The sequence below is a fragment of the Rathayibacter sp. VKM Ac-2929 genome (genome assembly GCF_022815495.1).
GTDB classification, from domain to species: Bacteria; Actinomycetota; Actinomycetes; order Actinomycetales; family Microbacteriaceae; genus Rathayibacter; species Rathayibacter festucae.
The window spans coordinates 25,515-49,521 of sequence record NZ_JALGRV010000009.1; the positions used below are offsets into that span (position 1 = coordinate 25,515).

The window sequence follows — 24,007 nt, forward strand, 5'->3', positions numbered from 1 at the left end:
CATAATCGAGCTGTGACGCCAGAGCAGGACGACGCCCAGACTCCGAACGCAACGGCACTGGCGAAAGTGCCGCCCTGGTGGAGACGTGTTGGCTATGGTCGGCGCGTCGCGATCGGCGTCGTGGCCTACGTCGTCGTGGCGGTCCCCATCGTCCTCTACGCACCCGCGGAATTACTGAACAACTGGGTCCCGGGACTCAACCCAGAAGAACAGGGAAAGCTCCTTGGGGCCGCGGGTAACCTTGTTCTCCTCGCACTCGGTGGCGTCATCGCTGTCGTCACGGTTGGGCTCAGTCTCTCCCGTCATCGTCAAGAACTTCACGCAGCAGCACGCGATCTTCAACGCCTCTCGGATGATCAACGTCGTGAGCGGGCGCGGCTCGCAGAAGTCAACGAACAGCGTGCTACTGAGACCGAAAGAGCCCTACGGCAGCGATTCGTCACGACGGTGCAGCTTCTCAGCGAGCCCGCCCCCGTCAACCGGCAGGCAGCGCTTTACGCACTCGGCTCCCTGGCAGACGACTGGCATGCAATCGGCAAGCCCGATGAAGTGCAGGTGTGCATCGAGGTACTCACGGGCTACCTCCGCGCTCCTCGCTCCAAAGACATGCTTCTACCTCTCGACGCGGAAGAAGCTCACGGCCTGGAACCGGAAGACCATTACGACGCCCAGCGTACAACTCCACAAGAAGTTTCGGTCAAACAAGCTGGATATTACGTCATCCGCAACCACCTCCAGCAAGGAGTTTCGCCCAGCTGGCATGACCGTTCAATGAACCTGGCCGGTGCGCACATTGACTTCCCTGTCGAACTCCTCGGGACGAACATCGGCAACGGTGGAGTTATCGACCTGCGAGGCGCGAGGATCGGCCGCGGCGGGAAGGTAGACCTCGGGGCCGCGCAGATCATGAACGGCGGGCGCGTATACCTGACCGGCGCCGTGATCACTGAAGACGCAATGGTAGATCTTCGAGCTACGGTGATTACGGGGGACGGGAGGGTAGACCTCAGTGACGCACGGATCAGCCGAGCGCACGTAAACCTCGCAAGGACAAAAATTGCTGATTCCGGAAATGTGGTTTTTCGTCGTGCGTTTATTGCGCGGCACGGAAGCGTGAACTTTCGGGGCACGGCGATCAGCAACGGAGGGAGCGTAGACCTTCTGGGCGCGTCGATCACAGACGACGGAGAAGTAATTCTGACGAAGGTCATTATCAGCGACGACGGCTACGTTGACCTCTCCGAGGCGGCGATCAGCAGCGGCGCAAATGTCGACTTTACAGGCGCGTCGATCACCGACGACGGGCGCGTAAACCTTGAGGGTGCGGCGATAGGCGCCAGCGGGCGCATAGACCTCACAGGCGCGACAATCAGCGATAGCGCGAGTGTGGACCTTGACGCTCCGAAGATCACTGACGGCGGCCGTCTGATACGACCAAACGAAGTAGTTTCCAAGAAGAATGTGGTGAGGTAATAACTCAGATCGCCAGAGCGATGCGGCCGTGGCGCGAAGGACTAAGCAAAAGTAGAGCGGTAACAAATGCTGCCCTTCGAGCTTGCCTACTGAGGGCCTAGTCGCGGCCCTCAGTACCGACCAGCTGATCTCAGACGGTCTAGGCGCCACCGTAGCCGCCAGACGGCTCGAGACCGAAGCGAGCGATGCGCAACTGGTGGCACATCGAGCAGGCCCCCCTGCTGTAGCGACACCGCTCCGATAACCATAATTATGTCAGGTTGCAGCGATCCGCGCTCTGATCGGCGCAGATGCGATCAGCCTCAATCAACCACCACTCAGGAGCCGGTTGTCGTTTGCGCGCCGGTATGCGCAGTTCGTGCACTCCGCGCGGATTCACACGCCCCGCCGACCCACACACTTTGATTCCTCGACCGGGGCGTCATCTGGCGCGCCCTCCAACATCCGCGCCTGCTGCGCGATGACCGCTTCGCTTTGTACGACACTATGAGCTATGGATGTCGAACTGCTGGCGGTCAACGAGGTCAACGCGGTCGTTGGGCGGTGCCAAAGGCTTCACTCGGAGATCACCGTGGGCGACAAGACGCCGTTCACAGACGGCCATATCGACGTGTATACCAGTGCCGAGCAGAGCAACAGAACATGGCAGGACCGCGTTTTCGTGCAGGTCAAGGGCCGCAAAAAGACGACCAATAAGAACTCGACGCCGAAGTTTTCAGTCGATCGATCAGCTTTACTTGCGTACCGGCGCACTAGAGGCGTGCTCTACTTTTTCGTGCCTATAAATGCAAAGACCGGCAAGGGTCGAGTCTATTATTCAATTCTTACTCCATTCAAAATTCAAGGGCTGTTGGACGACCACCCTGAAAGTCAGCAGGCAATTCCTATTGCCCTTAAAGCCTTCCCTGCTAATGTGCAGAAAGTTCAAGAAATAATCGTGTTCGCCGCAGAATCACAAAGGCAAGACACTGAAGCCGGGTTCGACGCAATTCTCCTGGAGAACATGCAAAGTATCACCATTCGTAGTCTTCAGAAGATTGATTTCTCTAAGCCGGTGACCCTTTCCCCTGCAACTCAGGATTTGCTTTTAACGCTGACGACTAGCAATGGCCTTTCCGTCCCGATGAGCGGTATTATCCAGTTTTTTCCGCCGGAGTACACCGAACGCCCGTTGGGGGTGGACGTTCGGGGCGGTGCAGAGACTTTCGATTCGGCTACTGTTCAGCGCGTGAGCGAGGATCAGGTTCGTTTGCGGCTTTCACCCGGCCTCGAAATTCTTATTCGTACGACGGGCACTAATTTGGCCGCCTCGGTGAATCTCGAGCCCGAAAGCGACCTTTACACACGATTGCGTTCGCTGAACTTCTTTGCAAGCATTATTGACAATAGATCGCTTTACATTGGTGATAGCCTGATTCCATTTTCTGCGGATGATCTTGACTACGACGCGCAGTTGCGGGCTCATCTTAGCGGCTTGACTGAGCTGGCCGAACTTTGCGATTTCCTCGACGTGGACAAGACGCACGTGGATGTAGATAAAATATCTACCGCGGAGATAGCTAAACTCCTGCGTGTGCGTCGTTCCTTGATCGATGGAGAGGATCAAGAGCTCGAAGACGATGATCTTGGACTAGTAGAGCTGCCGATCGGTGACCGAACAATCCTGCTTCTTGCACTTAAGGCAGACAAGCTCGGATTTTGGCGGTTTGTTGACCCCTTCTCACCAACAGAGCCGCGCCAATTTGCGTGGAGAGTCGCGGAGAGCGGCAAGATGTCCATGATCACCGCCTACGACGCGATCCGGCCCGGTGACTTTGCGACTGCGCTTAACCTAAAGTTGCGCAACATCGTGGCGGCTTATGAAACGAACTCCGGGTCAGACCTCAACCTCTCCTTAGCGAATCGCTCCGTACTTTGGCTACTCGAAGCGTCGGACGCCGAGGAGAAGAGGCGCGATGAGCTACTCTCCACAGCCGAAGCGCTGAGCGCTTGGCTGATCGAGCAAGATCCCGGGGACGCGGTTTACCAAATCAACTACTGGCAGGCCATTAGCAGGCGTGAAGCGCTGACCCCTGAGCACCGCAAAGACATACGGGCATTACGACGAAGACTTGTCTCCGATTCGTCCGACAAAGGTGTGGAAATGGACTTCGCATGCGCGGCACTTCTGGGCGATAAGGAAGAACTGGCCGAATTGGTCGACCAGCTCACTGACGAGCAGCTGGGTGATTTGAAGGAGTGGCCTATTTGGGAGATCTATACAAGGACGGCCGCCGATGCTTCTCAGCATCCTTAGCGGTCCTGGCTGACACAAATCGATCAGCTAGGCGCCACGTGTCAGCGTCCGCGGTCGCCGCGTTGGCGCTGCCGGCTGACGTTGGGGGTCGACGGGGACGCCACTCGCGCGCTCTTCCCGGGGGTGGTGAGCACGTCGCGGGCGGGGCGGGCCTGGTCGATGTCGGCGCGCAGGCGCGCTTTGACGTCCTCGGGACTGACCCCGTTGCTCTCCAGAGTGGCCGCGAACGCCTGACGGCGCTCGGCGCTGTCGTAGCTGTTGCTGGCGTCCGCGCGCGCGGCGGTCGCTTCGGGAGCGGGCTGCTGCGCTCCGTCGCTCGACGGAGCGTCCTGGTGGAGCTGCGCCTGCGCGCGGGCGTCGGCTGCCAGTTCCCGCAACTCGTCCGGGCTCTTGCCGTCCTCGCCGCCGCGCTGCGCGGCCGCGTCGTAGGCTGCGGCCTGCGCTTCCAACTGCGCCACGACGTCGGTGGGCGTCTGCCCCTGCGCAGGTACGGCCTGCGCCCGGTTGTCCAGGCGGTCCGCTTCCGCGACCAGCAGTGTCGCCTCCGTGCGCTCCTGCGCGGCGCGAGCGCGTTCCTGATCCGCCAGAGCATTCACGTCGACGCCGTACCGGTCCTTCACCTCCCGGCCGATGATCTCGCTCGCCGCTTCGGCGCGCTCATCGAACCCGCGCCACGTCTGCGCGGTCTCCGCGACGTCCGCGATGTTGGCGGGGCTCGCGTTCTCCCACCAGTCGGGACGATCGACCACGGCGAGCTGCGCGATCGCCGCGCCGCGCTCGGCCTCGAATCGTGCCGCGAGTTCGCGCGCGGCGGCCGAGTCGCGGCGTTCCGCGTCGCGCGCCATTTCCTCGCGCAGGCGGGAGAACTTCTCCGCCATCTGCATCGCGACGGTCAACGCCGTCCGCATCGCCATGGACATCGATTCCTCGACCCCACCGTCAGCCTCGTGCTCGCTCATATCCGATCCCCTCGTGCTCTCTGTCGTGACCTATCAACGTCCGCGTCCATCGTCGCGATCGCGGCGTGGTGCGGGAGCATCCCGCACCCAATCCGGCTCCCGCTTCTGCAACGGTGGGCGTACCGGCGACCCCTGCGTCCAGCCGCGTTCCGCGTCCATCCGAGCAAGGACCTGCTGCTGCTCCGCCGTCAGCGTCGACCTCGCCGCCGCCGCCGGCGTGGCCGTGGTGGTGGCGTCGGGAACGTCGGGCATCTGACGCGACACGCTCTGCAACCGCTGCTGCATCATCACCCGTATGTCCTGCGCGCGGCGGGCGTCACCGGCTGCCTTGTGCATGTCGTGCACGGCCCGGCTGAGCTTCTCGAGCTCCCGCATCACCAGCGCGAGCGCGACGGTCGGCTTCCCGGTCTGTGCGACGTGCAAGAGCACCATCGCGTTGCCCGCGGCGGACGGCCACGACACCGGCCGTGGTGCGCTCTGGTGTGCGCGCAGATGCGCCGAGCGCGCCAACGCACGCGACGCCTCCGCCAACGGTCCCGGTGTCGGCTCGACCCGCCGCGACCATGCCGCGAACGCACCCGATGTCTCCCGCGCGACCCGCGCCCACATGTCCCGATCCGAGAAGGGAACGGTGCGCATCTGCTGCCGCAGCGCACCCAACTCCCGCGCGTACTGCCCCCACAGCTTCGGCGACGGCTGAGTCATCTCGCGTCCCGGCTGCACCGGCTCGTAGCGCCACGGATTCTTCGCTGTCGCGCGCCACTCCGACGCCGCAGCGGCAGCGGACTCCGGCCGGTCGGGCCAGCCCTTCCGCAGCTCCGGTAGCGTCAGATCGCGTGCCAGCCGGCCCCCGCCATGCCAGATCGCTTTCTCGCCCTTCGTGGGCCGCAGAGCGACCGAGTAACCGGCGATCACATCATCGCGGCCGGTCGCGAAACGCGGCCGCACCAGCACGCCGTTCTGACGTAGCCGGCGCACGAACTCGCCCTCATCCTGCGACGCGGACGACGCCGCACGCACCGCACGCTCCAGCCGGTGCATGTCGGGCTCATCCTGTCCGCGACGCTCCGCAGACTCCCGCGCACCCGGGCGCACGCCGCGCTCCGCGTACTCGCGCTCCGGCGCCTGGTAGACCTGCAACCCGTAGTCGCGTTCCAGCTCACGGCTGATCGTCCGCGACCGCTCAAAGTCTTTGTGGACGGATGCCTTCGTGCCGTCCTCGCGCACCAGCGACACGGCGATGTGCACGTGGTCGTTGCCGTTCTTCGACAGGCCGTGACGCACCGCGACCCACCGGCAATCCGCCTTGCCGGTGTCCTCGCCGGCGAACCCCATGCGCTGCACGAAATCCGTCGTGATGCGGCCCCACTGCTCATCGGTGAGCTGGCCTTCCTCCGCCGACAACGACAGCGAGCAATGCCACACGTCCGCGGCCACGCGATCCTTCACGACCCCGCCATTCGCGTCCCGGACCGCTTCACCGTTCTCGTCCGTGCGCACCTGATTCCGGGTCACGTCGACGCCGAACACTCGGCGCGGAAGATCCAGGTCCTTCGCGATCGCCGCAGCGGCCGCCCCGTCCAACACCTCGTGCCCGTACAGCGCCATGATCGCGCGATCCCCCGCAACCAGATGCTGCTCCGTGTGCTCGTTCGTCTTCCCCGGACCCACCAGGTACGACATGAGCCCGCCCATCCGCGTGCCCCGCGTGATGTTCGTTCTCACAGCCCCGCCAACCGCTCCACGGTCGCCTCGAGCCGCTGCCGCACACGCCGGTACTCCGCCGCAGCGTCCAGGGCCTCCTCCGGGAACTGACCCGTGGTGTTCGCGAACCGCGCGAGCTGGTTCATGTTGTCGGACGTCTTCTGCAACAGCTTCGACGCCCGGAACAATTCAGCGACCACCAGCCGCCACTCCGTGTCCGTGCGCACCTGAGCGTTCATCGCGGACTCGAACAGCAACCGCGGCACCGTCACTTCCAGCACCTCGGCACGGGCACGCAGATGCGCGTCCTCCTCCGGGGTCACGGACACCTCGTACCGCTTCGATCGCGCACCCACGCCCGGGACGTTCGCGCGGCGGCGCCGACCGAACAGCCGGCCCTCGCGGGATGACTCCGACACGACCCTCACCGTCCTTCCGGCCCAGCGCAGCGAACCCGCCCCCAGGCGGGGACCATACGACCAGTATGCGCCGACCCGGCCGCGCAGCGGAAGGGGCGGAAGCGGTTTACCACGGGTAAATCTATAGCTTGCTCTCGAAACTGCGCTTCACCCAGAGCGCAGCGCAGGTGCAACTCGGAGTCCGAAGGACGCCCGAGCGCCTCGGCTGGCGAAGCCGAACCGAGGACGTCGATTCCGTGCTTTCCGGATGACGGTGGCGGCGGCTAGCCTTTCCGCATGAGCGACCACACGAGGAACCCTGACGACGCCGCCGACGCTGCCCGCCGACTGCTCGAACAGAGCGTCGAGAAGCGTGTCGAGGCTGTCCGCACGATCGTCTCCGCAGCCAACGACACCGACACCGCACGCGCCGCACTCAGCGACGCGCAGAACCGGCACAGCAAGGCGTGGGCGGACGCCCTCGCCGCCGGCTGGTCGGAGAAGGAACTCCGCGCAGCAGGAGTGCCGCGACCCGAGCAGACTCGCGCTCGCGTCACCCGCTCTCGACGCACGACCTCGGCGGAGGGAGCTACCGCCGAGTCGACCGAGAGCGACAGCTCCGCGTCGATCGAAAACGCTGCATGACCGACCACGACTCCGGCGCGCTCCACGGTCAGGTCCGCGCCTGGGCGGAGGGGTCCAACCCACTCACGGCCGCCGTCGAACTGCTGATCCGATCGGACCTTGTGTACGTGGGCGCACCGTGGGTGAAGACCGACAACGCCTGGCAGACGAGCGCAGTCGACTTCGACCGCCTCGGCTACGAAATCGGAGCGCTCAGCGGAGGCGAACAGCGCGTCGCGCGGATCGCCTCCTCGCTCGGACAAGGCGTCCCCGTCGACCTCCGGGAAGACGTGGCCGGCCTCGACCTCGAACGTGCCCGACTGGTGCTCGCAGCGATCGCACACGCCGCCGGACTCGGAGAGCCCGGCACGACGGTCCAGACCGTCGACGGAGTGCCGACGATCGTCCCGCACGACGCGCTGGCGTCGTGGCCGAACGAGTAGGTTGATCGCGCACGACGACCGCCCTCGTCGCGTAGGAAGCCCCCGCTCGAGCAGTCATGCCCGCGGGGGCTTCTCCCTTCCCGCGACGTGCGCGCAGGCTGCGGTCCGGCCGTCCATCCGACGCTTCACCCTTGCCTGCGCCGGCCGACCGTCAAGAGCGCTCCGCGTCCCTCCGGGATGCCCCTGCGGGGCACTCCTGACGGCCACCCGCCTCCGGCATCGCGCCGCTTATCGGATGGATGGCCTCAGAGAATGCTCCCCCTCGGGAAGCGTTCCGATCAGCCGACTCCTGCCGGACGCTCACCGGAGCGCTACATCGCGTAGGTGATGACGACAGACGGGAGGGCTAGTGTCAGCAAGGCCAGCCCGAACCCCGCTTGGCGGGGGCAGACCGTTGGCATTCCGCTGGCGGCCTGTTGTCTGTCGATCAGATCGCAGGCACGACTAAAGGCAGTCAGGAACCGCCCGACGGGACGCATGGGCGGTTCGACCTCTCGGTCTCGTCGCGCTTCGAACGCCGTTCACCGGCGATGAGAGCGGGCTGCGAAAATCGGTGAATGCAACAGATGGCTCATGCTTCCGCGACGTTCACCACGACCGACGACGTGTGCACAGCCCTCCTCGCCTTCGTCGCTTCGATCGCCGCTGGCGGACACTCCGAGTCGATCGCTATTCCCGCGCTGCGCGTGGACGGGCAGGTCATGGAAGTACGGATGACGGTGAACGCCAACAGCGCGTTCGTCGTCGTCCCAGTCGATGCCGACGCGCAAGACGAGCGCGCCCTTCTGGCAGCCTCAAAGTCGGTCGTCAGCGAGCTGCGCAAGCGAAGCGCGGCCAGCCGTCAGGATGCCGACCGGCGCTGACAGGAGTTGCTCGACCCACTCCCCTGACACTCACCGTCTCGGCACTTCGTGTCTAAAGTGGCGGTGCGGTTGAGAAGTGGGGACCTCGACGCCGCACGCGGCAGACCGACGCGGGGTCGTCGGTGTCGCTCTGCTCTCGGCCGCGTCACACAGCGCGGCCGAGAGCACCATTCGCCGGCTGCTGCTCAGGGCCGTCAACCCTCCTCCCGTGGGCACAGTCGGCACCTATGGTCGGGCATGTACGGAGTGCCGTTCACTCCGGCCCCAGTGCTCCCGGCTCGGATGCGGCTCGGCCCCCGAGCCGGGAGTAGCGGGCCCGGCCCCGCGTCGGGGGATGCCGCGTCGAGCCGCTTCCCAGAGGAAGAAGCCACACCCGAGCGAAACGACACCAGGCGTAACGAGCGGTGGTTATGCTCCGCGCATGATCGACTTCAGCTCCGCCGAGACGGCGACGGTCGAGTACGTCGGAGACCAGTGGCGCCTCACGATCCTTGACGAGACCGGCACCACGTTGGCCGAGACCGGGCTTCCGCTTTTCGGCGCCGAGAACTTCTTCGTTCGCGCCAGCTCAGACCAGCCGGCGGGCCTGGACTATGTGGGGCCGTTCTTGAACAAGCGCGGCCTGTACTACACCCAGTGGACCGGTCGCGGTCAAGACGGCTGGAGCACGCAACTCCACTACTGACCAGTACACACTGCGCGAGCAGGCGTCCAGGATGATGAGCACATGTCGCGCAACACTCAGCCGTCGACCGGCCATATGGTCTGGTTCGTCCGCTGGATCCAATCGCGCGACGGCTGGTCACACGAGACCATCAGCGGCGCCTTCGAGGACCGCACCGACACGTGCTGGCGCGTCTGGGTGAACGAGGAGCTGCGGGAGCTGCCCTCGCAGGAATGGTCACTCTGCAAGCCGTGACGCTGACGATCGTCCACGCTCAGTCGTCATCAATGGTGGATCGCGGAAGCGCGCCAGCCTTCGTCCTTGACCCAGCGGAAACCGATCCAACAGGTCTGTTGCTCCGACGCGTCGGCCGCCACGTCCAGAGCGACCCGGAACGTGGCAGGTGTCGCGCCGTCGATGATCGTAACCGCGGCATCGCGGTCCGCGAGCGCCCCGCAGGCATTGCGCAAGCCAGCACTGTCCGACTCGGTGTTCGCGGGAAGAAGCTTCGCGATCGCCGGATCATCGTCCAACACCGGCACGAGCTCGTACACCAGCTCCTGACCACTCCCCGCCGGCGGCACCGCCCCCGGAGCCGAGTCACCTAACGACCCGACCGCAAACAGGAAGACAGCGACGACGCCGACCAGCACCGACGTCAGCAGAACGAGCAACACCACGGTGACACCACGATGAGGTCGCGGCGATGAAGGAAGATCCTCCGCCTCGTCGTACGCCCCCACCGCTCCCCCTCCGCCGACCGACCCTCCGGACCCCGGCCCACCAGAGATACCAGAGGTGAACAACCACCCATCACGCAATGTCCCCATCGCCCTCCTTCATTGACTGGTGATTGGCTAATCGCTCAGTCACCGATGTGTATGATTCCGCATGGATCGCCCGGGGACCTGGACCGTCGATCCTTGGTTTGTGCCGCGAGAGCGCCAAGCCCGCCGGCGGGGGTGCGCCGACCCGAACGGCGCGCCCTCAGCCGCCTCACGCTGCAGGAACAACCTCGCCGTCGCTCATACTCGCCGGCACAAACGATGGCCGGTCTGTTCGACCTCCACGCGACACCGAAAGCTCTGTCACGGCCGCACCACACCGAAGTGCGCGGAGCGCGGGATGCCACACCTGCGCGATCGCATGCCGTGAGGCAAGGCCGCGACGCCCTGAAAAGCAGAAGGCCCCTGCGCGCTGCTCACGAGAGCTGGCAGGCAGGGGCACTTCGAGTCGCAGCACCACAGAGGTGCTGCCGGTGGTTACTGGTTAGCCGGCGAGGACCGCGATCGCCTGCCCAAAGTCGACGTCGTTGTTGTCGAGCACCCGAATGTAGACGTACGCGTAGGGGTCGGCGCCGCCAATGATCGCGTTGTAGATGCCGTCGAAGGCGAAGCGGCCGGTCGAGGGATCGATGGCAGCGTTCCAGCCGGCGTCGCGGCGCAGATCAACCTGGTCGGTCGTACCGGTGTGCTCAAGATGCACTGTCGTCGGCATCGCGCCGTTCCGCACTGTCACCGTGCCACGAACGACAGGGAAGTCGACTCGATCCCCGTTGCGGACGCCGACGTAACGGTCCTGATCGGTAGCGATCGTGCCGGTCTCGGTCGATGCAGCCGCGAGAGGAGCGGCGACCGCGACCGCAATGGTCGGAGCCACCCACGCAGCACTACGCAAAATAGTGCGGCGTCCAAGACTTGTCGTTGAATGCTGGTCGTCGTGATCCATGGTTCCCCCTTGGTGGCGTTCGAGCAGAGATTTCCACGCTAGCTCCCGCCCCGACCCCAGTGACCCGAGGACCCTGACGAGGGGCAAGAAGCGAACCGCAACCGCGCCCGCAAACTCTTCAATCACCCGAGGAACAGCGAACGGACCCTACAACGGACCTAGGGAGCTCTACGGCGTCGAACCAGCCAGCCTCGCCTAGCTGAGGTACACCCCAACTAGGCGTCAGGCGTCACCGCCAAAGCGCGTCCGAATAGGGCCGCGTTGGGCGTTGTCTGACACTTGCGCCCGTGGCTCTTGAACCTCAGCTGGACAGATGGGGGGCGGAGGCGAAGTGGCGGGTCAGCGAGTCGGGTACGTGCGGGTCAGCACGTTGGATCAGAGGGCCTCCGGCAAGGACGTGAACCGTCCGCAGCTCGAGAGACGATCGGTTTCGTCCGCAACGAGTGCACTCGATGGACCGGCTCGAGAACTGACGGCTTGCTGCGTTGACCCCGGCGCGTTGCGTCTCGCGGGTCTGTCCGCGAGCTACGTTCTGCTCGGACCGTCCGTGACGCGCCGCACCATGTGCGCAGAGGTGTCGGTTCGCCCGCGGCGGGCGTAGCATGGTGGGACACCCCCGGATACTTCGGTTACCGGTTAGAAGGCCCTGCTTCGGCGGGGCCTTCGGCTTTTAAACCCACGCCGCCGGCCGGTGGAACACTCGCCCCCTGCTGTCGGCGAGCTGCGCTGGGAACTGGGACGCCGCGAGCACCGCGTCCGTGACGTGCCCGATGAAGGCCGGGTTGGTCTTGACCAGTTCCTTCGAGCTTCGAGCCGAGGGCATGGGGAAGATGATCCCGAAGTCGTACCCCAGCTCGCGCAGAATCTCTAGCGGCGGCACCTGGTCAGAGTCGTTCGACAGAAGGACGTAGATGTCCGCGAGCGACTGGTGGGCGTCCGCGATCATCCGTGCCGCGAGGTGCACGTCCGAACCCTTTTCCTCCACCTTGCGCACCTTCACTCTTACAAACCGGCCGGACACCGGATCGACCGTGAGCGGAACGGCATCCATCCACCGGTTGTCGTTGCGGAAGCTGCCGTGATGGATCGACACCAACGGATCGGTCTCAAGCGCGCGGAGGTAGGTCTGCTGCCGGACCGGCGCCTGCACGTCCACCGACATGCCCGGACGCACGTTCGCCGTGAAGTACCGCACGAACGTCACCTCGTGATCCGGCATGATCGCTTGAGCTGCCGCACGCAAATCGAGCCACTTCAAGTGCGGCTTCTCATCCAGAGCCCGCCGGTAGAGGTTGAACCCGTCGACATAGATACGCGCCGTCGGCTTCCCCGTCATAACAACACAGCCTAGAACCGCCCACCAACCGACCACGCTCGTGACGGATGCTGCCGTGGAAGCGAATCGTCGAGTTGACGGCAGGCCGTCGTCCGGCCTGCGGGACCTACAGGTTAGGCATCGTCGTCGATGCTCTCATCGTCAGTACCGGAGAGGTACTCCGCCCGGACTTCCGTGAGGGCCGTGCCGTCCTCCCTGGACCAGAAGTGCCATCCCGCTTCGGCGACGTTGCCTGAGGTGGCCTTCGCTGCGCCGCTGAGGGTGGCGTGCACGGTCCCGTCATCGAGGTGAATGGTCCCGTCCTGTCCCACTGTCGCGGTGCGCCCGGCGGACGCAGCGGGCCGTGCACGCAACGTGGCACCCGCAGCAAGGAGACCGGCGCGGACGAGGTCAGCCACCTCGATGCGATGCACCGCGCGTTCAACGGAGCCCTCCTGTTGGGTGCGGTGCCCGGCTGGGACCGGCCACACCCGCGCGATGACGTCGACTATCGTGCGGGTCCGCGCGGCAATGTCCTCGTCGCTCCAGCCATCGGGGTGCTCGTTGACCACGGAACGGGTGAGAAGAAGAGAGGAGTACCGCTCGAGGGTGCGCCGCTTTCCGTTCTCGCCGGCCCAGCCGGCGTTGGAGAGGCGGCTGTTGAGGGGTTGGGTGGCGAGGGTGAGGTTGCCCAAGGTCTGGACGATGCGGTCTCGGTCAGCGTCTGCGTGCTCAGAGAGTCCGCCCCAGTTGGCGCGCCATTCCTGAGGCATGATGTGCTCGATCGTGTGAGTGCCACGTGCGACGGGTCCCTCGCCGTAGCGGTGGCCGTCCGGGTACCCACGGAGATGGTCTTCGACCGCTTCGAGGATCATCCGCAGCCGCGCACGCCGGAAACGCTTGTAGGCCTGGAGGGTGCCGAGTTCGCGGAGGACATCGGCATCGTCCGGCCAGAACCCGACGCCGCTGCTCTGCTTAGTGAGGAAGGCTTCGGCGGCGGCCGCGATGCGCTCGTGCGGCTGGGACAGCAGGTGGGTCAGCAGGTCCAGCAGGAAGCGATTCGCGCCTTGAGAGGGCGCCCGGACGAGCGCTCGTCGCACGAACCAGCTCTCGAGGACGGCGAGGAGCCTGTCCCGCTCCGCGGCCGGAATATCGGCTTGTTCGGGTTCGCCGAGCCAGATCAGCAGCGGCTTGGCGAGCTCGGAGTCCAACGTGCCCGTGCGGTACACGAACAGCGCCAGCCGTGAGAGCGGGCCGTCCCGGAGGACGGCCTGTTCGGTGAACTCGCGGTAGCGGGTCGCCGCCGCATGAATCTCCGGCAGCAGCCGCTCCACTCCCCCACTGACAGGATCCGATGCGTACCGCTTGAACGCAGTGAACACCTCGCGCGCCGGTATCTCCCGCATAGTGCGGGCGGTCAGCCACTGCGTCAGGAACAGGGAGGAGCGTGTGTAGATGAGGCGGCCGGCGCGGACCTCTGTCTCCCAGAACGGGGTTTCGAACTGCGCCCACCACTGCTGATACGCCTGCTCAGTCGCTGCCGCCGTCGCGTTCAACCGTTGGAACACGAAGTTCTTGATGAGATCCGCCGCCGACAGCGGTGTCCCTCGGGCGTTGAGGGTCTCGAAGATCTCTTGCGCGTCCTCATCCGCCTGCAACTGGATCACCACGAGCTGCAACTTCGTCGTGACCGCCGCAACCAGCGTCCGCGCTGCGCGCTGTGGGTTCTCGGCGGCGTCCAACCAGGTCGCGATCGCGTTGCTGAAGTACCGGTGCCCCTGCACCAGCCGGCTCTGCTCAAGTTCGTCATGCGCAACGGGAGGGGCGGCGCGCATCACTGCGGAGAACGATGCTCGGTCTCGGTTTGTCGGCCATAGCTTGAACTGATCCTCGCGCGTGGACCGGAACGCCTCAGAATTCTCGACCAAGTCAACGACCTGCCCAGCGATCGGCGCCCAGTCGCGGACAGTCAACTCAGCGTGCAGGGCGTCCAGCAAGAGTTGCAGAGTGGTCAGACGCTGCTGCCCGTCGATGACCGACCAGGCCTGCAACTCACCTAATGGAACCTGCTGCTGCTGAAGGACGATCGCGCCCATGAAGTGCGTCGCCTCAGGCCGCTCCGACACCACCTCCACCAGGCGCGTGATGTCCTGCCAGAGCGGCTCCCACTGCAGCTCCGCCGACCACACGTACGGCCGCTGGAACAGCGGCAGCACAAACCGCTGCGGAGCAAAGAACACTTCTTGCGGACTACGCACCTGCGTCAGCACAGCCAACCCCCATCGCAAGGCCCGAAGCCTCTGACTTGAGAGTAGCTACGAGGGGTGACCCTCCTGCGGCGCGCAGCGAGCGATGAGAAACCTTGCCTTGTGGCTTCGCGCGTGGCGCACCCTCCGGTCGCCGGATCCGTCCGTCGCGCGTACGTAGTTAGAAGTAGTAGGCACCTGCCTGCGCCAGACGCACGATCGCAACGACGGTGCCGATCGCTCCCAGCCAAATAGCCCAAAGTCCAGCGCGTCGACCGGTGCCACGAGAAGCTGATCGGCTCACTCCGACGGATCCGAAAATGACCGCTAGAACTCCTGGTAACAGAAGGATGTTGAACAACATGGCGGTGATGCCGAGCCCAAGTCCCCACGCGGACAACGCGTTGGCTGGCCGAGCGGGCGGCGTTGTCGAAGTGGTTGTGGTCCATGTCGTTCCATCCCACCATCGGACGGTACCGGTGCCGTCGGGGTACCACCCGGGAGCCGGCATGCCCGACCCACTGGCCCTCGCCGAATTCGGTGCAGGTGGACCCACGTGCGAGGCTGACGCAGACGCTGTCGAGGGCGTCATCCGCGCCGTGGACGGATTCGACCCGGTTCCGCTGGAGCCCTGTTGAAGCGCTCGACGGCGCAGCCAATCCACGTACAGCGATTCAGTGGCTGCGCTGTCCGCAAGAAGAGTTGCGGCTTCGTCATCGCTGAGATTGAGCCCTAAGTGCCTGCGTGCAGCAGGGTTACCAACCGATGCCACGAACTGCTCGAGAGATGTTCCCACGAAGACATCCTGGCGCAGATTCAGCGAGGCCTTGGTGGTCTCGCTGATACAAGAAAGCGGCCGCCGCACAGGATCGAGGCCGGCGCAAAGTCGTTGCGAGGCGTCCTGCTGCGTCTTGCGCGTCACGCACGGTCAGGAACCGAGCGGTGTCGAAATCAGCGTCACCCAGAGCGACACCAACGAGGTTGACCAAATCGGTGCACGAGGGTCTGTTCTGGCCGGCGGACGTCAACTCGAGCGCCGTTTGAAGCATCAGCTGACCAACTTGCTACTCGGACGCTGGCCGCTGCGCAGCTGCACGTCGAGCAGCTTCCGCTTGATGGCGGTAGAGCGTCGGCCGACTCCATCCAACAAGACGCGCAGCGTCCTCAGCGGTGCGGCCACGAGCTCGCGCGTCCGCAGCGATCGCGAGCTTCTCCGCCACCACTACGGGATCTGACAGCGGCCGGCCGAAGCGCGTCCCGCTCGCTCGCGCAGCGGTGATGCCGGCATTGACCCGTTCGACGATGAGCTCGCGTTCGTACTCTGCGAGCGTCGCGAGCATGTTCAGCATCAGGCGACCGGTCGACGTCGACGGATCGATGCCGTCGGAGATCGACCGGACCTGCACGCCGCGCTCGCGCAACAGGTTCACCGTGTTGAGGACGTCAATCAGCGACCGGCCGAGCCGGTCGACACGCCAGACGACGACGGTGTCCCCGTCTTCGGCGTACTCGAGGAGCTTCTTCATCCCGCGTCGCTCGATCGCGGTCTTGCTCCCAGAGGTGACGTCCGCGAAGACGTCGCGCTTCTGAACGCCGAGGGCGACGAGCGCATCGACCTGTAACTGCGCGTCCTGACTTGACGTACTAACACGCGTATAACCGAGAAGCCTCACTAGCCCATTCTGACTCGAAAAGTCCCTCCGAACACCCTCCCGAGACAAAGTCAGACGAGACGAGTTGTTGAGACAGCAGGACGGCCGCCGTTCCGCACTGCTGTTAGGGGTCGTTCGATCCTCGAACGGCGTCTTGAAAAGCTAATGTTTCCCGAGGCGGAAGTCATCTGAGGCGCGGCGGCAACCGTCTCGCAAGGGAGCGCTGCGCAGTCGACGCACCGCGGGGTAACGCGCCGTAGTTGCGAGACCGACAGCTCCGCACCAGCACCAACCACCGACGCTGCACGGCGACGACCCACGAGACGTTTCGCATCCCTAGCGATCCGAGACGACACGATCGTCACCGGCGAGCCGCTACGGTGAGTCCTCGCCGTCCCACTGCGTCTCGTCGGGCGCCGCAAAATCGTGGTGGAGTGTTGCGCCGTCATCGAGACCCAACTACTTCACGACGTCCGCTGTCACCTACGCCTACTTGTCGTCGGTCACTTCGCTCTCGTCAGTGACGCAGCGAACGGCCGCGCAATGGATCTCGGCGCACCTGTCCTCGGAGTGGAACGCCGCCAACGTCGACGCAGTCTTCGACCTCGCATCATCAAAAGACAAGCCGCGGAAGTCGCGGGGATGCCTCGTGCGCGACAGAACGCGCGAGAGGTCTCGTACGCACCGTGGCCTTTCGGTGCCGCCCGACGCTTCCCCGAGTGCGACAACCGCCGCGACGATGTCGACCGTTAGCCTCGGAGAATGTTCCTGACTGCGCCCCACGGCTTCCGAGATCCGTCCGCTGTCGAGACGCGACGACTGATGCTGCAGGACGAGCCGTCGGTGCAGCCGCTCCGAGCGTTCCGCGATGAGCTCCTCGCTCGGCGGAGGCGCAGGAGCCCCGGCGCCGAGGTGCCCGATTTCGACCCCGCGGAAGCTGGAGTCGGGGGCCGCGCGCTCATCGTGCTCGAGGCGCCCGGCTCGATGGCGGCCGGCCGCGACGGCTCCGGCTTCATCTCGGTCGACAACGACGACCCGACCGCCGCAACCACCTGGACTCTCCGCGACGAGGTCGGCCTCCACAACCACACGCTGCTTTGGAACATCGTCCCGTGGCACCTCGTCGGCGGCGCCCCCGACACTCTCGAGGTGCAGCAGGGTGCGAAGGAGCTGCGCCTCCTCCTGCAGCTCCTCCCCGACCTGCGAGTCGTGGTGAACGCCGGCACCGTGCCGAGAGCGGGCTGGGCGAAGAACATCGCGCCCTATCTGGTCGACGGGCCGACTGTCATCGACTCGTGGAGCCCCGGGCAGCGCGCGATGAATCAGGGCAGCAAGCGCGACGAGCTGAAGCGCGCGTTCGAGCGGGCGGCACGGCTGGTCGGCTGACGGCGGCGGGACGACTCCTGCACTTACGCGAGATGAGCACCAAAAAGGGCGGCCGGCAGTCGTGAGCGGCCCGCTATCGGGCAGCTGATCTGCTTCGCGGAAGCCCTGAAGCTCACCCATTCGGCGACATCCTCCTGCCCTAGAAAGTGCTCCGCCCCCTCGACGCGGGTGCACGAACCGGGTGCTCGAACCAACGGAACCAACAGTTTCCACACAAGCAGGCATCGCCGCCTGCGTCCCGAAGACAGCCGTAGCTCGCAGGCTCGGCATCGACCGCACGATTCTCTACCGAGCTCTAGCGCTCCCCCAGCCTGACAAGCTCGCCGCGACCGAGATCTAGAGCGGCGTCAGAAAATCGCTTGGTCGGTGAGGCAACATATCTAGACAAATTTGGACTATTCAGCTTTCTTCGGCGGTCGAGCGCTCGTCGAATCGGGTGATAATTAGACCGTTTCGACCTAGTAAGTTCCGAGCCTTAGCCGCCGCACTAGCTCCCCCTCTAAACGGCGAAGGATGCGCCGCTCGCTGAAACGCCCACTCGCTTCAGAATGGGTCGCGCCGACCGCGATCAATAGATTAGCGGCTAAAAGTAAAAGGATGAGCAAGCTAAACGGTTGAAAAATGCTTCCACCCTGGATGAGAATCCAAGCAAGAACTCCACCCGGGATGGCGGCAACAATCCATGATCCGACCGCAAATGGAATCATTCCAGGACCTCGCAGCAGACTTCGTTGCAGAGTAGCCATGCGCTCTAACTCCGCAGTGGGCCGCTCACTCAGGTTCACAGAGCGACTGTATCGGATGTCGCATGAGCTCAGGCAACGACGCCGAAGTAGCCGGAAGCCCTGCTTCAGCTTGACCGCTCGGTCACCGAACGCCGACGCCGCCGGATCAGCGGTGCTGAACCGAGACGTTCGGCTCCACATAGATTTCCTCCTTCGCGTCGCGGTCGACGCGTAGCGCTTAGAGGCCGCCGGGGATGACGTACTCCCCCGACCACGGCAAGGCCATCCCGGTCCACTCCTCCCACTGGACGACGGTGCCAGTCATCACCTGCGACCGCGGAGCGACATTGAGGACCCTCGCGCCCTTCCGCACGTGCGTGCGCAACCGCGAGTCCAGCAGCAGCCCGTCCCCTCGGGTCCACGCCGCGTAGACGTCGATCGGGGTCAGCGGATAGCGCGGCGTCACCGTCGGGCGCAACGGCACGATCACGTGCTCGTGGCCGGCGGTGACGCTGAGGTCGCGGAACGCGCCAAGCAGCGGGCCAGCTAGGCCGGCGCCAGTGCAGTCAGGATGCACCTGACCGGCGCAGACGACGCGGGTCGTCGCCCCGTCCTCCTCCTCCTTCACGAGCGCCCTGCGGAGCGAGTCGCCGTACCCGGCTGGCAGACCCTCCCGAGCGCCGTTCCACTGGATCAGCACCGCCCTGCCCGCAGCGACCGGCACGTCCTCATCGAGCACCACGAGCTCGAATCGAGTGAATCGCTCGCGGACCTGCGGCAGGTGCTTCTTCGCGAGGTGGCCGGCGGAGATGAACGCCGGCCACCCCGAGCTGAAGAGCGCTTCTACCTTCGCGTCGTCGCGCGGGCACGCATTGAGTAGTTCTACTGACGTCATCGTCACAGGGTGCGGGGAGGGCGGCCGCTAGGCGATCCCTCGCCGGAACGCTTGCAACTCGCGAACTCGATTCCGTCATACTCACCCCATGAGTTCACAGCCACGACTACTGCCACGACCTCGTATGAGAAAGTTCCTCTACTTTGCCTCGGCGGTAGCTGGCGCCGAGGCTGCCGTAGCTCTCGTCGCCGGCATCGCGAACTGGAATTCATCGCCTACAGAGGCAGCGGTGCTCTTGGGCATCGCCACTACCGCAATTGGTATCGCCGTGGAAATATTCAGCCTGGCAACGACGCCCCGGAACATCAAGGAGCGATGGGCCGCTGCGATCGCGGTCCTCCTGCTTGCGGCCGGCGTAGCGGTCGTGAGCAACGGCGTAGTGGAAACGTTTGCTCCGGGGTTCCTACCCGTGGCTGGACTTATCGTCGCCTCGATCTCCGTTGCGGCGGCGGGTGTTGCTGCCGTACGAAAACTCACATCTCCGTAGATTGACGGTATATGTGTAGTTCCAGCAGGTGCCACGACTTTCATTCGCCGCCTGCATGGCGCAGCCGACAGCAGCACCCTTGTCGGAGTCCAGTGCTTAGACGGCGTCGACCGCGTCCCAGAACGCTGCGCGCAGTTGGAAGCGGACATTGTCACTCAATGTGTATTCGCCGATTGCGGCTGAGAGGTCTAAAAGTAGGGCGCGGTCAAGATCTCTCGGCACGGACGGGCGGTTGTCCCGAAGCTCGACCCGTTGCTGAGACGTAGCCGCCGCGGCCCACACCGTGTAGGTCTTCTGCACAACGTCTTCGATTACCTCGTCTGAGGCCGCAACTGAAATTTCAATCGCAGGTCGAGGATCCTCAGATGAGTAGACCAGCGTCGCATCGCTCGCGGTCAGCCGCGGGACGGGTCGAGGGGTCGGCGCCGCAGTCGTAATCCGCGCGATGTCTGCGGGGGTCGGAGAGGAAGTCGAAGGTGGTGCGGGCGGCGCGTCGAGCTCGATCCCGGCGGTGGCGGTCTGGCGGATGGAGGTATCGAGGAGCTGCGCGTCGAGGATCTCGAGACCGTCTGCGGCGAACGAGAGATGACGGCTCACTCCGTGGCCCAGCCGTGTGCGGGACGGGACCGCAAGAACGATGACTTGGACGCCCTGAGCTTGCGCTTCATCGACGGCTTCGGTGAGGTCGTCGTCGCCGGAGAGGAGATACATCGTGTCGACAGCACCTGTGCGGGAGTGACCGACCATATCGAGGCCGATCCGAAGATCAACGCCCTTTTGCTCACCGTCGACACCGATCCTGCCCAACCGCACCTTCACCCGCGGCAAGAGGGCAATCTCTTCCTGCGCTGGCGTCGCTTTCCCGTCGCGCGCGGCGTCGTACCAGTAGACGCGCAGCAGGGGCAGCCCGCTGCGCTGCTCGACCATGGTGATCAGGTCCGCGAGCAGGCACGTGTAGTCGACAGTGATGCCTCGACGGATCGAGGAGCCGGTTAGACGAGTCGCGGCGGCCGCAATGAGGTAGCCGGCGTCAACGTAGAGGGCGGAACGGGATCGCACGATTCTCCTCGATGTGAGCATGGCCACGAGCATCAGTTCTGGCGACGACCCGGGATCGAGATTCTAGACGCGGGACCCGTATGGGTCGCGCTGCCTCAGCGGGGCATGCCGCCGGGCTGACCCCCGAAAGTGTCGCTAGACGAAGGGGAAGCGCAGTGGGACGGTTGTGCCCCGTCACAAAGGAGTGCGTCATGAAGTTCTCGGCTCGGCTCGCCGCCACTACAGCTGCCCTGGCCTTGGCCGCCACCGTCGCGATGGCTACGCCCGCCCAGGCAATCCCAACCGGGTGCGGAACCGGCGGTGGCAACACGTACGCCTCCGTCTACTGCTCCGGAGGCACAGGCGCCTACCAGGCCTGGGCTGTCTGCTTCAACCCGACCATCCCGGGGGCGACCTTCAAGACGGTCGTCACCGGCCCTTGGAAGGCTGCGCGCAGCGGCCAGAACTCGATGGTCTCGTGCCCCTTCCTCTACGTCGTAGAGTCGCGCAGCTACTCTGTCCGCAACTAGAACACCACAACCGGTCACGTGTCTGCCACGCAGCACGGCCTTTAGTCTGCTGTTTCAGCGCCGCCCGCCCGACACGGCGGGCGGCGTCTGACGCTCTCGCCCTCGCCCTCGCCCTGACATCGTGCTGGGTACTGTTGCGCTGTGACGACACGATTCGATACTGGCGATCCTGCCGAGTACCGCGCCGTCTGTGGTGACTGCGACGGCGAGGGAAGCCGGATGATCACCTTCGATCCCGCCGACCCGCCGGAGTGGGGCGTGTGCCCAGACTGTGAGGGCCTGGGTAACGTCTCCGCCGATCCGGACGACTTCGAGGATTACGGATAAGGTCTCGGCATGCCGACGTGTAATCGATGTGGTTCCGAGTTCGAAGTCGACGATGCGAGGGAGGAGTACGACGCCAAGTTCCACGGCGATCCCGAGTACGACGACCAGTACGAAGGCGAGGTTTGCGGATCATGCGCGGTTGACGACTCGGAGTCGTTGATCAACAAGGGAGCCGCGATCGACATGGTGAACGGCGACGCCGATTACGACGACAAGCACGTGGAGCAGTGGCTGTGAGCCGCGCTGACGGAGCGCTCGGAAAGGCGAGGCCGTGAGCAAGAACACAGAGCACGGAGACACCGAGACCGTGCCGACGGCTGCCTCACCGGTACGACAGCCATCTCCGAAAGAGCGCTACCGAGACCAGCTGACCGCTGGGGAGTACGACAGCTGGGGCGAGGGCGCGCGGCGAGACATGTTTGAGGACTGAACCATCCGCTGAGGACAAACCCGACGGGTCGAGCTCCGTCCCCGCGGAAGGGGCTGCTAGCGGGCAGGTGTCTGAAACATGGTCTACCGAACGTCAGGCGCGGCGGACACTCTCCATCCTGAGTTGCCCATCGATTCCCACTTCACGGCGACAGATGGCCTCTCGATTGTTTCCGATGCAGCGCATCCTCTTATACGGTCGCCAGCGCGGGCTCCACGCTCGTCTTGCGGCCGCGCCCGAGACGACGGTTACGCAGGCGTGTGCTCGCGAGATGAACGCGAGCAATCTCGTCGCGGTCGAAGCCGGCGCCTCCTATCAGGACTTCCTCGTCCACGAGTTGCAGCGCTTCATCGGTGCGACCCCTACTGAGCAGATCATCGACCGCTTCGATGAGTTCCGAGCTGACGAGCCGAGGGTCGGGGACCGGAAGAGAGACCGCTTCGGAGGGCTCGATTTCGAGAAGTCCTCCGCCGTAGCTGCGGCCCATGATTTCAGACATCGCGAGAGTGACGGAGTTGAAGGCAGCGACGGCGAGCTGATCCATGTTGACGCCGGGCTTGGTGAACACCCGGTGCACGGTGTCAGTGCTGGTAGCTGCTGCTTTGTTGCTGGTGAGCCGCAGGACCGTGGAGACCTGTCGCAGCATGAAGCCGTCTGGGACTGCGATCGAGGGCACTGACCACCAGGAGGTCCTGATCGAGCATTTGTAGCCGAGGTGCACGCCCTCGGCCTCCCCCAGCGCCACATATCGAGCGAGAGCGGGTTCCGTGGCGAGGTCGAGGTTCGCGGGGACCGCGAGCAGCCTCGTTCGCGCGCCTTGGCCGGCTTGCGTGTTCAGGTCCGTTTCGGTGTATCGGGTGCCGGTGAGCTGGGCTGATCGGGAGAGCAGATTGATGGTGTGGTCGGCGATGCCGAGGGCGTCGGCTTGATCTGCGGTGAGACAGAAGAAGGAATTGCGCCCCGTGACGACTCCAACGTTCACTGCTGCGTAGGTTCGTAGGGGCGCCAAGCGGGGGTCTGCTCGTACGGCTCGAAGCACGTCGATCTGCTCGGCTGCGAGGAAGTACTTGGTCCACTTTTCCGACTCGTGCAGTGGCGCCCGTGTGGCCGCTCCGTCAAGAGTGACGTCTTGAAGGTGGGATCCGTTCTTCACCTCGACTGTCCGGATCGTCGCGGGACCGTCACCCTTGACGGCGAGTAAAAGCACCACCTCTTGAAGGATCCCGGGGAACACCAGTTCTGAGAACGAGACAACGGTGATGTCGGAACAGGAGTCGATCAGGTAGGCGCGGAGCTCGGCGGCGTAGCTGACTTGCAGGAGCTCGGCCGGCAGTACCAGTCCCACTCGACCTCCCGTTCGCACTGCGACGAGGGACGCGACAACGAACGGCAGCCACGCGTTGGTGAGACGGGTCGGCTTCAAGCCTTGCTCGCGCATCAGCTCGAATGCCTGTGCTCGGTACTGCTCTTCCCACGATCCGAAGCGGATGAACGGCGGGTTGCCGGCGACGCCGTCGAAGGCGCCGTGGCGGGCTGGGGTGAGCCACTTGAAGAAGTCACTGATGACGATCTTCGCATCGGCTGCGGCGCGCGCCTTGTGAGCTTCCTCGGGGAACAGCTCGACCCCGATCGCGTCTCCGTGCTGAGCGAGGTGCTTCAGGATGGCTCCGTCGCCGCAGGAGGGCTCGAGGAGGCGGGGGCCGGCGGCGGCGACCCACTGGGCGACGAAACGGGCAAGCGGGTCGGGAGTGTAGTACCCGCCTCGGAGCTTGTCGTCAGCGGGCGCAGCCTTGGCGGCAAAGATCGAGGACATCCGTCAATTCT

The 24,007-nt window shown here is 64.8% G+C and carries 24 protein-coding genes and 1 pseudogene; 13 read left to right on the forward strand and 12 right to left on the reverse strand.

The window, feature by feature from the left end; all coding sequences use genetic code 11:
* Window positions 1-12: 12 nt before the first annotated feature.
* Together MT355_RS20480 and MT355_RS20485 are read left to right on the forward strand one after the other, a co-directional pair.
* Window positions 13-1,473 (forward strand): hypothetical protein, encoded by a 1,461-nt coding sequence (locus tag MT355_RS20480; RefSeq protein WP_243600956.1) that lies wholly within the window; start codon window positions 13-15, stop codon window positions 1,471-1,473.
* A 493-nt stretch (window positions 1,474-1,966) separates the two neighbouring features.
* Window positions 1,967-3,769 carry a hypothetical protein gene (locus MT355_RS20485; RefSeq protein WP_243600957.1) on the forward strand — a complete coding sequence of 601 codons (1,803 nt, stop codon included), beginning with the start codon at window positions 1,967-1,969 and terminating at the stop codon, window positions 3,767-3,769.
* Window positions 3,770-3,810: 41 nt separating this feature from the next.
* Here MT355_RS20485 and MT355_RS20490 read toward each other — a convergent pair whose 3' ends face one another.
* Genes MT355_RS20490 through MT355_RS20500 form a run of 3 tightly spaced genes read right to left on the reverse strand, consistent with a single transcriptional unit; the run spans window position 3,811 to window position 6,860 of the window.
* Window positions 3,811-4,728: a hypothetical protein gene (locus MT355_RS20490; RefSeq protein ID WP_243600958.1), complete on the reverse strand. Its 918-nt coding sequence runs from the start codon at window positions 4,726-4,728 to the stop codon at window positions 3,811-3,813.
* A gap of 33 nt (window positions 4,729-4,761) precedes the next feature.
* A complete protein-coding gene (locus tag MT355_RS20495; protein ID WP_243600959.1) occupies window positions 4,762-6,453 on the reverse strand; it encodes a relaxase/mobilization nuclease domain-containing protein in 1,692 nt (563 codons plus the stop codon).
* Window positions 6,450-6,860, reverse strand: coding sequence for a plasmid mobilization relaxosome protein MobC (locus tag MT355_RS20500; protein ID WP_374204669.1), 411 nt, complete (start codon window positions 6,858-6,860; stop codon window positions 6,450-6,452). Before MT355_RS20500 ends, MT355_RS20495 begins: the two co-directional genes overlap by 4 nt.
* A gap of 267 nt (window positions 6,861-7,127) precedes the next feature.
* Here MT355_RS20500 and MT355_RS20505 point away from each other — a divergent pair, with 267 nt between their 5' ends.
* The 5 genes from MT355_RS20505 (at window position 7,128) to MT355_RS20525 (ending at window position 9,679) form a co-directional block, all read left to right on the forward strand.
* A complete protein-coding gene (locus MT355_RS20505) occupies window positions 7,128-7,475 on the forward strand; it encodes a hypothetical protein (RefSeq protein WP_243600961.1) in 348 nt (115 codons plus the stop codon).
* Window positions 7,472-7,897, forward strand: coding sequence for a hypothetical protein (locus MT355_RS20510; protein WP_243600962.1), 426 nt, complete (start codon window positions 7,472-7,474; stop codon window positions 7,895-7,897). The genes MT355_RS20505 and MT355_RS20510 overlap by 4 nt, the downstream gene beginning before the upstream one ends.
* A gap of 557 nt (window positions 7,898-8,454) precedes the next feature.
* Window positions 8,455-8,760, forward strand: a complete 306-nt coding sequence (locus MT355_RS20515; RefSeq protein ID WP_243600963.1) for a hypothetical protein — start codon at window positions 8,455-8,457, stop codon at window positions 8,758-8,760.
* 421 nt (window positions 8,761-9,181) lie between these two features.
* Window positions 9,182-9,445: a hypothetical protein gene (locus MT355_RS20520; RefSeq protein WP_243600964.1), complete on the forward strand. Its 264-nt coding sequence runs from the start codon at window positions 9,182-9,184 to the stop codon at window positions 9,443-9,445.
* A 42-nt stretch (window positions 9,446-9,487) separates the two neighbouring features.
* Window positions 9,488-9,679, forward strand: a complete 192-nt coding sequence (locus tag MT355_RS20525; protein ID WP_243600965.1) for a hypothetical protein — start codon at window positions 9,488-9,490, stop codon at window positions 9,677-9,679.
* A 29-nt stretch (window positions 9,680-9,708) separates the two neighbouring features.
* Here MT355_RS20525 and MT355_RS20530 read toward each other — a convergent pair whose 3' ends face one another.
* Entirely contained in the window at window positions 9,709-10,167 is a 459-nt protein-coding gene (locus MT355_RS20530; RefSeq protein ID WP_243600966.1) for a hypothetical protein, read from the reverse strand.
* A gap of 526 nt (window positions 10,168-10,693) precedes the next feature.
* Window positions 10,694-11,152 carry a hypothetical protein gene (locus MT355_RS20535; protein WP_243600967.1) on the reverse strand — a complete coding sequence of 153 codons (459 nt, stop codon included), beginning with the start codon at window positions 11,150-11,152 and terminating at the stop codon, window positions 10,694-10,696.
* Window positions 11,153-11,483: 331 nt separating this feature from the next.
* Between MT355_RS20535 and MT355_RS21775 the strand changes: the two are divergent.
* Window positions 11,484-11,570, forward strand: a pseudogene (locus MT355_RS21775) (recombinase family protein); the annotation flags it as partial.
* Between the two features lie 252 nt (window positions 11,571-11,822).
* Here the strand turns inward: MT355_RS21775 and MT355_RS20540 are convergent.
* The 4 genes from MT355_RS20540 to MT355_RS20550 all read right to left on the reverse strand — a co-directional run bounded on the left by MT355_RS20540 (window position 11,823) and on the right by MT355_RS20550 (window position 16,386).
* A complete protein-coding gene (locus MT355_RS20540; RefSeq protein WP_243600968.1) occupies window positions 11,823-12,488 on the reverse strand; it encodes an NYN domain-containing protein in 666 nt (221 codons plus the stop codon).
* Window positions 12,489-12,601: 113 nt separating this feature from the next.
* The gene (locus MT355_RS20545) at window positions 12,602-14,737 is read right to left on the reverse strand and encodes a DUF262 domain-containing protein (RefSeq protein ID WP_243600969.1); all 2,136 of its coding nucleotides are present in this window, start codon (window positions 14,735-14,737) and stop codon (window positions 12,602-12,604) included.
* A 157-nt stretch (window positions 14,738-14,894) separates the two neighbouring features.
* Window positions 14,895-15,305, reverse strand: a complete 411-nt coding sequence (locus tag MT355_RS21780; RefSeq protein WP_374204670.1) for a DUF2510 domain-containing protein — start codon at window positions 15,303-15,305, stop codon at window positions 14,895-14,897.
* Between the two features lie 472 nt (window positions 15,306-15,777).
* Window positions 15,778-16,386: a recombinase family protein gene (locus tag MT355_RS20550; protein ID WP_243600970.1), complete on the reverse strand. Its 609-nt coding sequence runs from the start codon at window positions 16,384-16,386 to the stop codon at window positions 15,778-15,780.
* A gap of 891 nt (window positions 16,387-17,277) precedes the next feature.
* Here MT355_RS20550 and MT355_RS20555 point away from each other — a divergent pair.
* Window positions 17,278-17,751 (forward strand): uracil-DNA glycosylase, encoded by a 474-nt coding sequence (locus tag MT355_RS20555; protein ID WP_243600971.1) that lies wholly within the window; start codon window positions 17,278-17,280, stop codon window positions 17,749-17,751.
* A 963-nt stretch (window positions 17,752-18,714) separates the two neighbouring features.
* Here MT355_RS20555 and MT355_RS20560 read toward each other — a convergent pair.
* Window positions 18,715-19,371 carry a hypothetical protein gene (locus tag MT355_RS20560; RefSeq protein ID WP_243600972.1) on the reverse strand — a complete coding sequence of 219 codons (657 nt, stop codon included), beginning with the start codon at window positions 19,369-19,371 and terminating at the stop codon, window positions 18,715-18,717.
* Between the two features lie 124 nt (window positions 19,372-19,495).
* Here MT355_RS20560 and MT355_RS20565 point away from each other — a divergent pair, with 124 nt between their 5' ends.
* Window positions 19,496-19,858, forward strand: a complete 363-nt coding sequence (locus tag MT355_RS20565; protein WP_243600973.1) for a hypothetical protein — start codon at window positions 19,496-19,498, stop codon at window positions 19,856-19,858.
* Window positions 19,859-19,954: 96 nt separating this feature from the next.
* On the opposite strand, the gene MT355_RS20570 is transcribed toward MT355_RS20565, so the two are convergent.
* Complete coding sequence (locus MT355_RS20570) at window positions 19,955-20,917, reverse strand: NYN domain-containing protein (RefSeq protein WP_243600974.1); 963 nt, start codon at window positions 20,915-20,917, stop codon at window positions 19,955-19,957.
* Between the two features lie 191 nt (window positions 20,918-21,108).
* On the opposite strand from MT355_RS20570, the gene MT355_RS20575 reads away from it, so the two are divergent.
* From MT355_RS20575 to MT355_RS20585, 3 genes are all read left to right on the forward strand, one after another.
* Window positions 21,109-21,426, forward strand: coding sequence for a hypothetical protein (locus MT355_RS20575; RefSeq protein WP_243600975.1), 318 nt, complete (start codon window positions 21,109-21,111; stop codon window positions 21,424-21,426).
* A gap of 141 nt (window positions 21,427-21,567) precedes the next feature.
* Window positions 21,568-21,753, forward strand: coding sequence for a hypothetical protein (locus MT355_RS20580; RefSeq protein WP_243600976.1), 186 nt, complete (start codon window positions 21,568-21,570; stop codon window positions 21,751-21,753).
* 9 nt (window positions 21,754-21,762) lie between these two features.
* The gene (locus tag MT355_RS20585; RefSeq protein ID WP_243600977.1) at window positions 21,763-21,990 is read left to right on the forward strand and encodes a hypothetical protein; all 228 of its coding nucleotides are present in this window, start codon (window positions 21,763-21,765) and stop codon (window positions 21,988-21,990) included.
* A gap of 383 nt (window positions 21,991-22,373) precedes the next feature.
* Here the strand turns inward: MT355_RS20585 and MT355_RS20590 are convergent, their stop codons facing one another.
* Window positions 22,374-23,996 carry a class I SAM-dependent methyltransferase gene (locus MT355_RS20590; RefSeq protein ID WP_243600978.1) on the reverse strand — a complete coding sequence of 541 codons (1,623 nt, stop codon included), beginning with the start codon at window positions 23,994-23,996 and terminating at the stop codon, window positions 22,374-22,376.
* Window positions 23,997-24,007 lie beyond the last annotated feature (11 nt).

Bases quoted from the DNA above. Each gene is read 5' to 3' on its own strand.
- MT355_RS20510 (WP_243600962.1), top strand. From the start codon at position 7,472: ATGACCGACCACGACTCCGGCGCGCTCCACGGTCAGGTCCGCGCCTGG.
- MT355_RS20535 (WP_243600967.1), bottom strand. From the start codon at position 11,152: ATGGATCACGACGACCAGCATTCAACGACAAGTCTTGGACGCCGCACT.
- MT355_RS20490 (WP_243600958.1), bottom strand. From the start codon at position 4,728: ATGAGCGAGCACGAGGCTGACGGTGGGGTCGAGGAATCGATGTCCATG.
- MT355_RS20560 (WP_243600972.1), bottom strand. From the start codon at position 19,371: ATGACGTCAGTAGAACTACTCAATGCGTGCCCGCGCGACGACGCGAAG.
- MT355_RS20525 (WP_243600965.1), top strand. From the start codon at position 9,488: ATGTCGCGCAACACTCAGCCGTCGACCGGCCATATGGTCTGGTTCGTC.
- MT355_RS20585 (WP_243600977.1), top strand. From the start codon at position 21,763: ATGCCGACGTGTAATCGATGTGGTTCCGAGTTCGAAGTCGACGATGCG.
- MT355_RS20575 (WP_243600975.1), top strand. From the start codon at position 21,109: ATGAAGTTCTCGGCTCGGCTCGCCGCCACTACAGCTGCCCTGGCCTTG.
- MT355_RS20485 (WP_243600957.1), top strand. From the start codon at position 1,967: ATGGATGTCGAACTGCTGGCGGTCAACGAGGTCAACGCGGTCGTTGGG.
- MT355_RS20565 (WP_243600973.1), top strand. From the start codon at position 19,496: ATGAGAAAGTTCCTCTACTTTGCCTCGGCGGTAGCTGGCGCCGAGGCT.
- MT355_RS20520 (WP_243600964.1), top strand. From the start codon at position 9,182: ATGATCGACTTCAGCTCCGCCGAGACGGCGACGGTCGAGTACGTCGGA.
- MT355_RS20590 (WP_243600978.1), bottom strand. From the start codon at position 23,996: ATGTCCTCGATCTTTGCCGCCAAGGCTGCGCCCGCTGACGACAAGCTC.
- MT355_RS20540 (WP_243600968.1), bottom strand. From the start codon at position 12,488: ATGACGGGGAAGCCGACGGCGCGTATCTATGTCGACGGGTTCAACCTC.
- MT355_RS20515 (WP_243600963.1), top strand. From the start codon at position 8,455: ATGCAACAGATGGCTCATGCTTCCGCGACGTTCACCACGACCGACGAC.
- MT355_RS21780 (WP_374204670.1), bottom strand. From the start codon at position 15,305: ATGACGCCCTCGACAGCGTCTGCGTCAGCCTCGCACGTGGGTCCACCT.
- MT355_RS20505 (WP_243600961.1), top strand. From the start codon at position 7,128: ATGAGCGACCACACGAGGAACCCTGACGACGCCGCCGACGCTGCCCGC.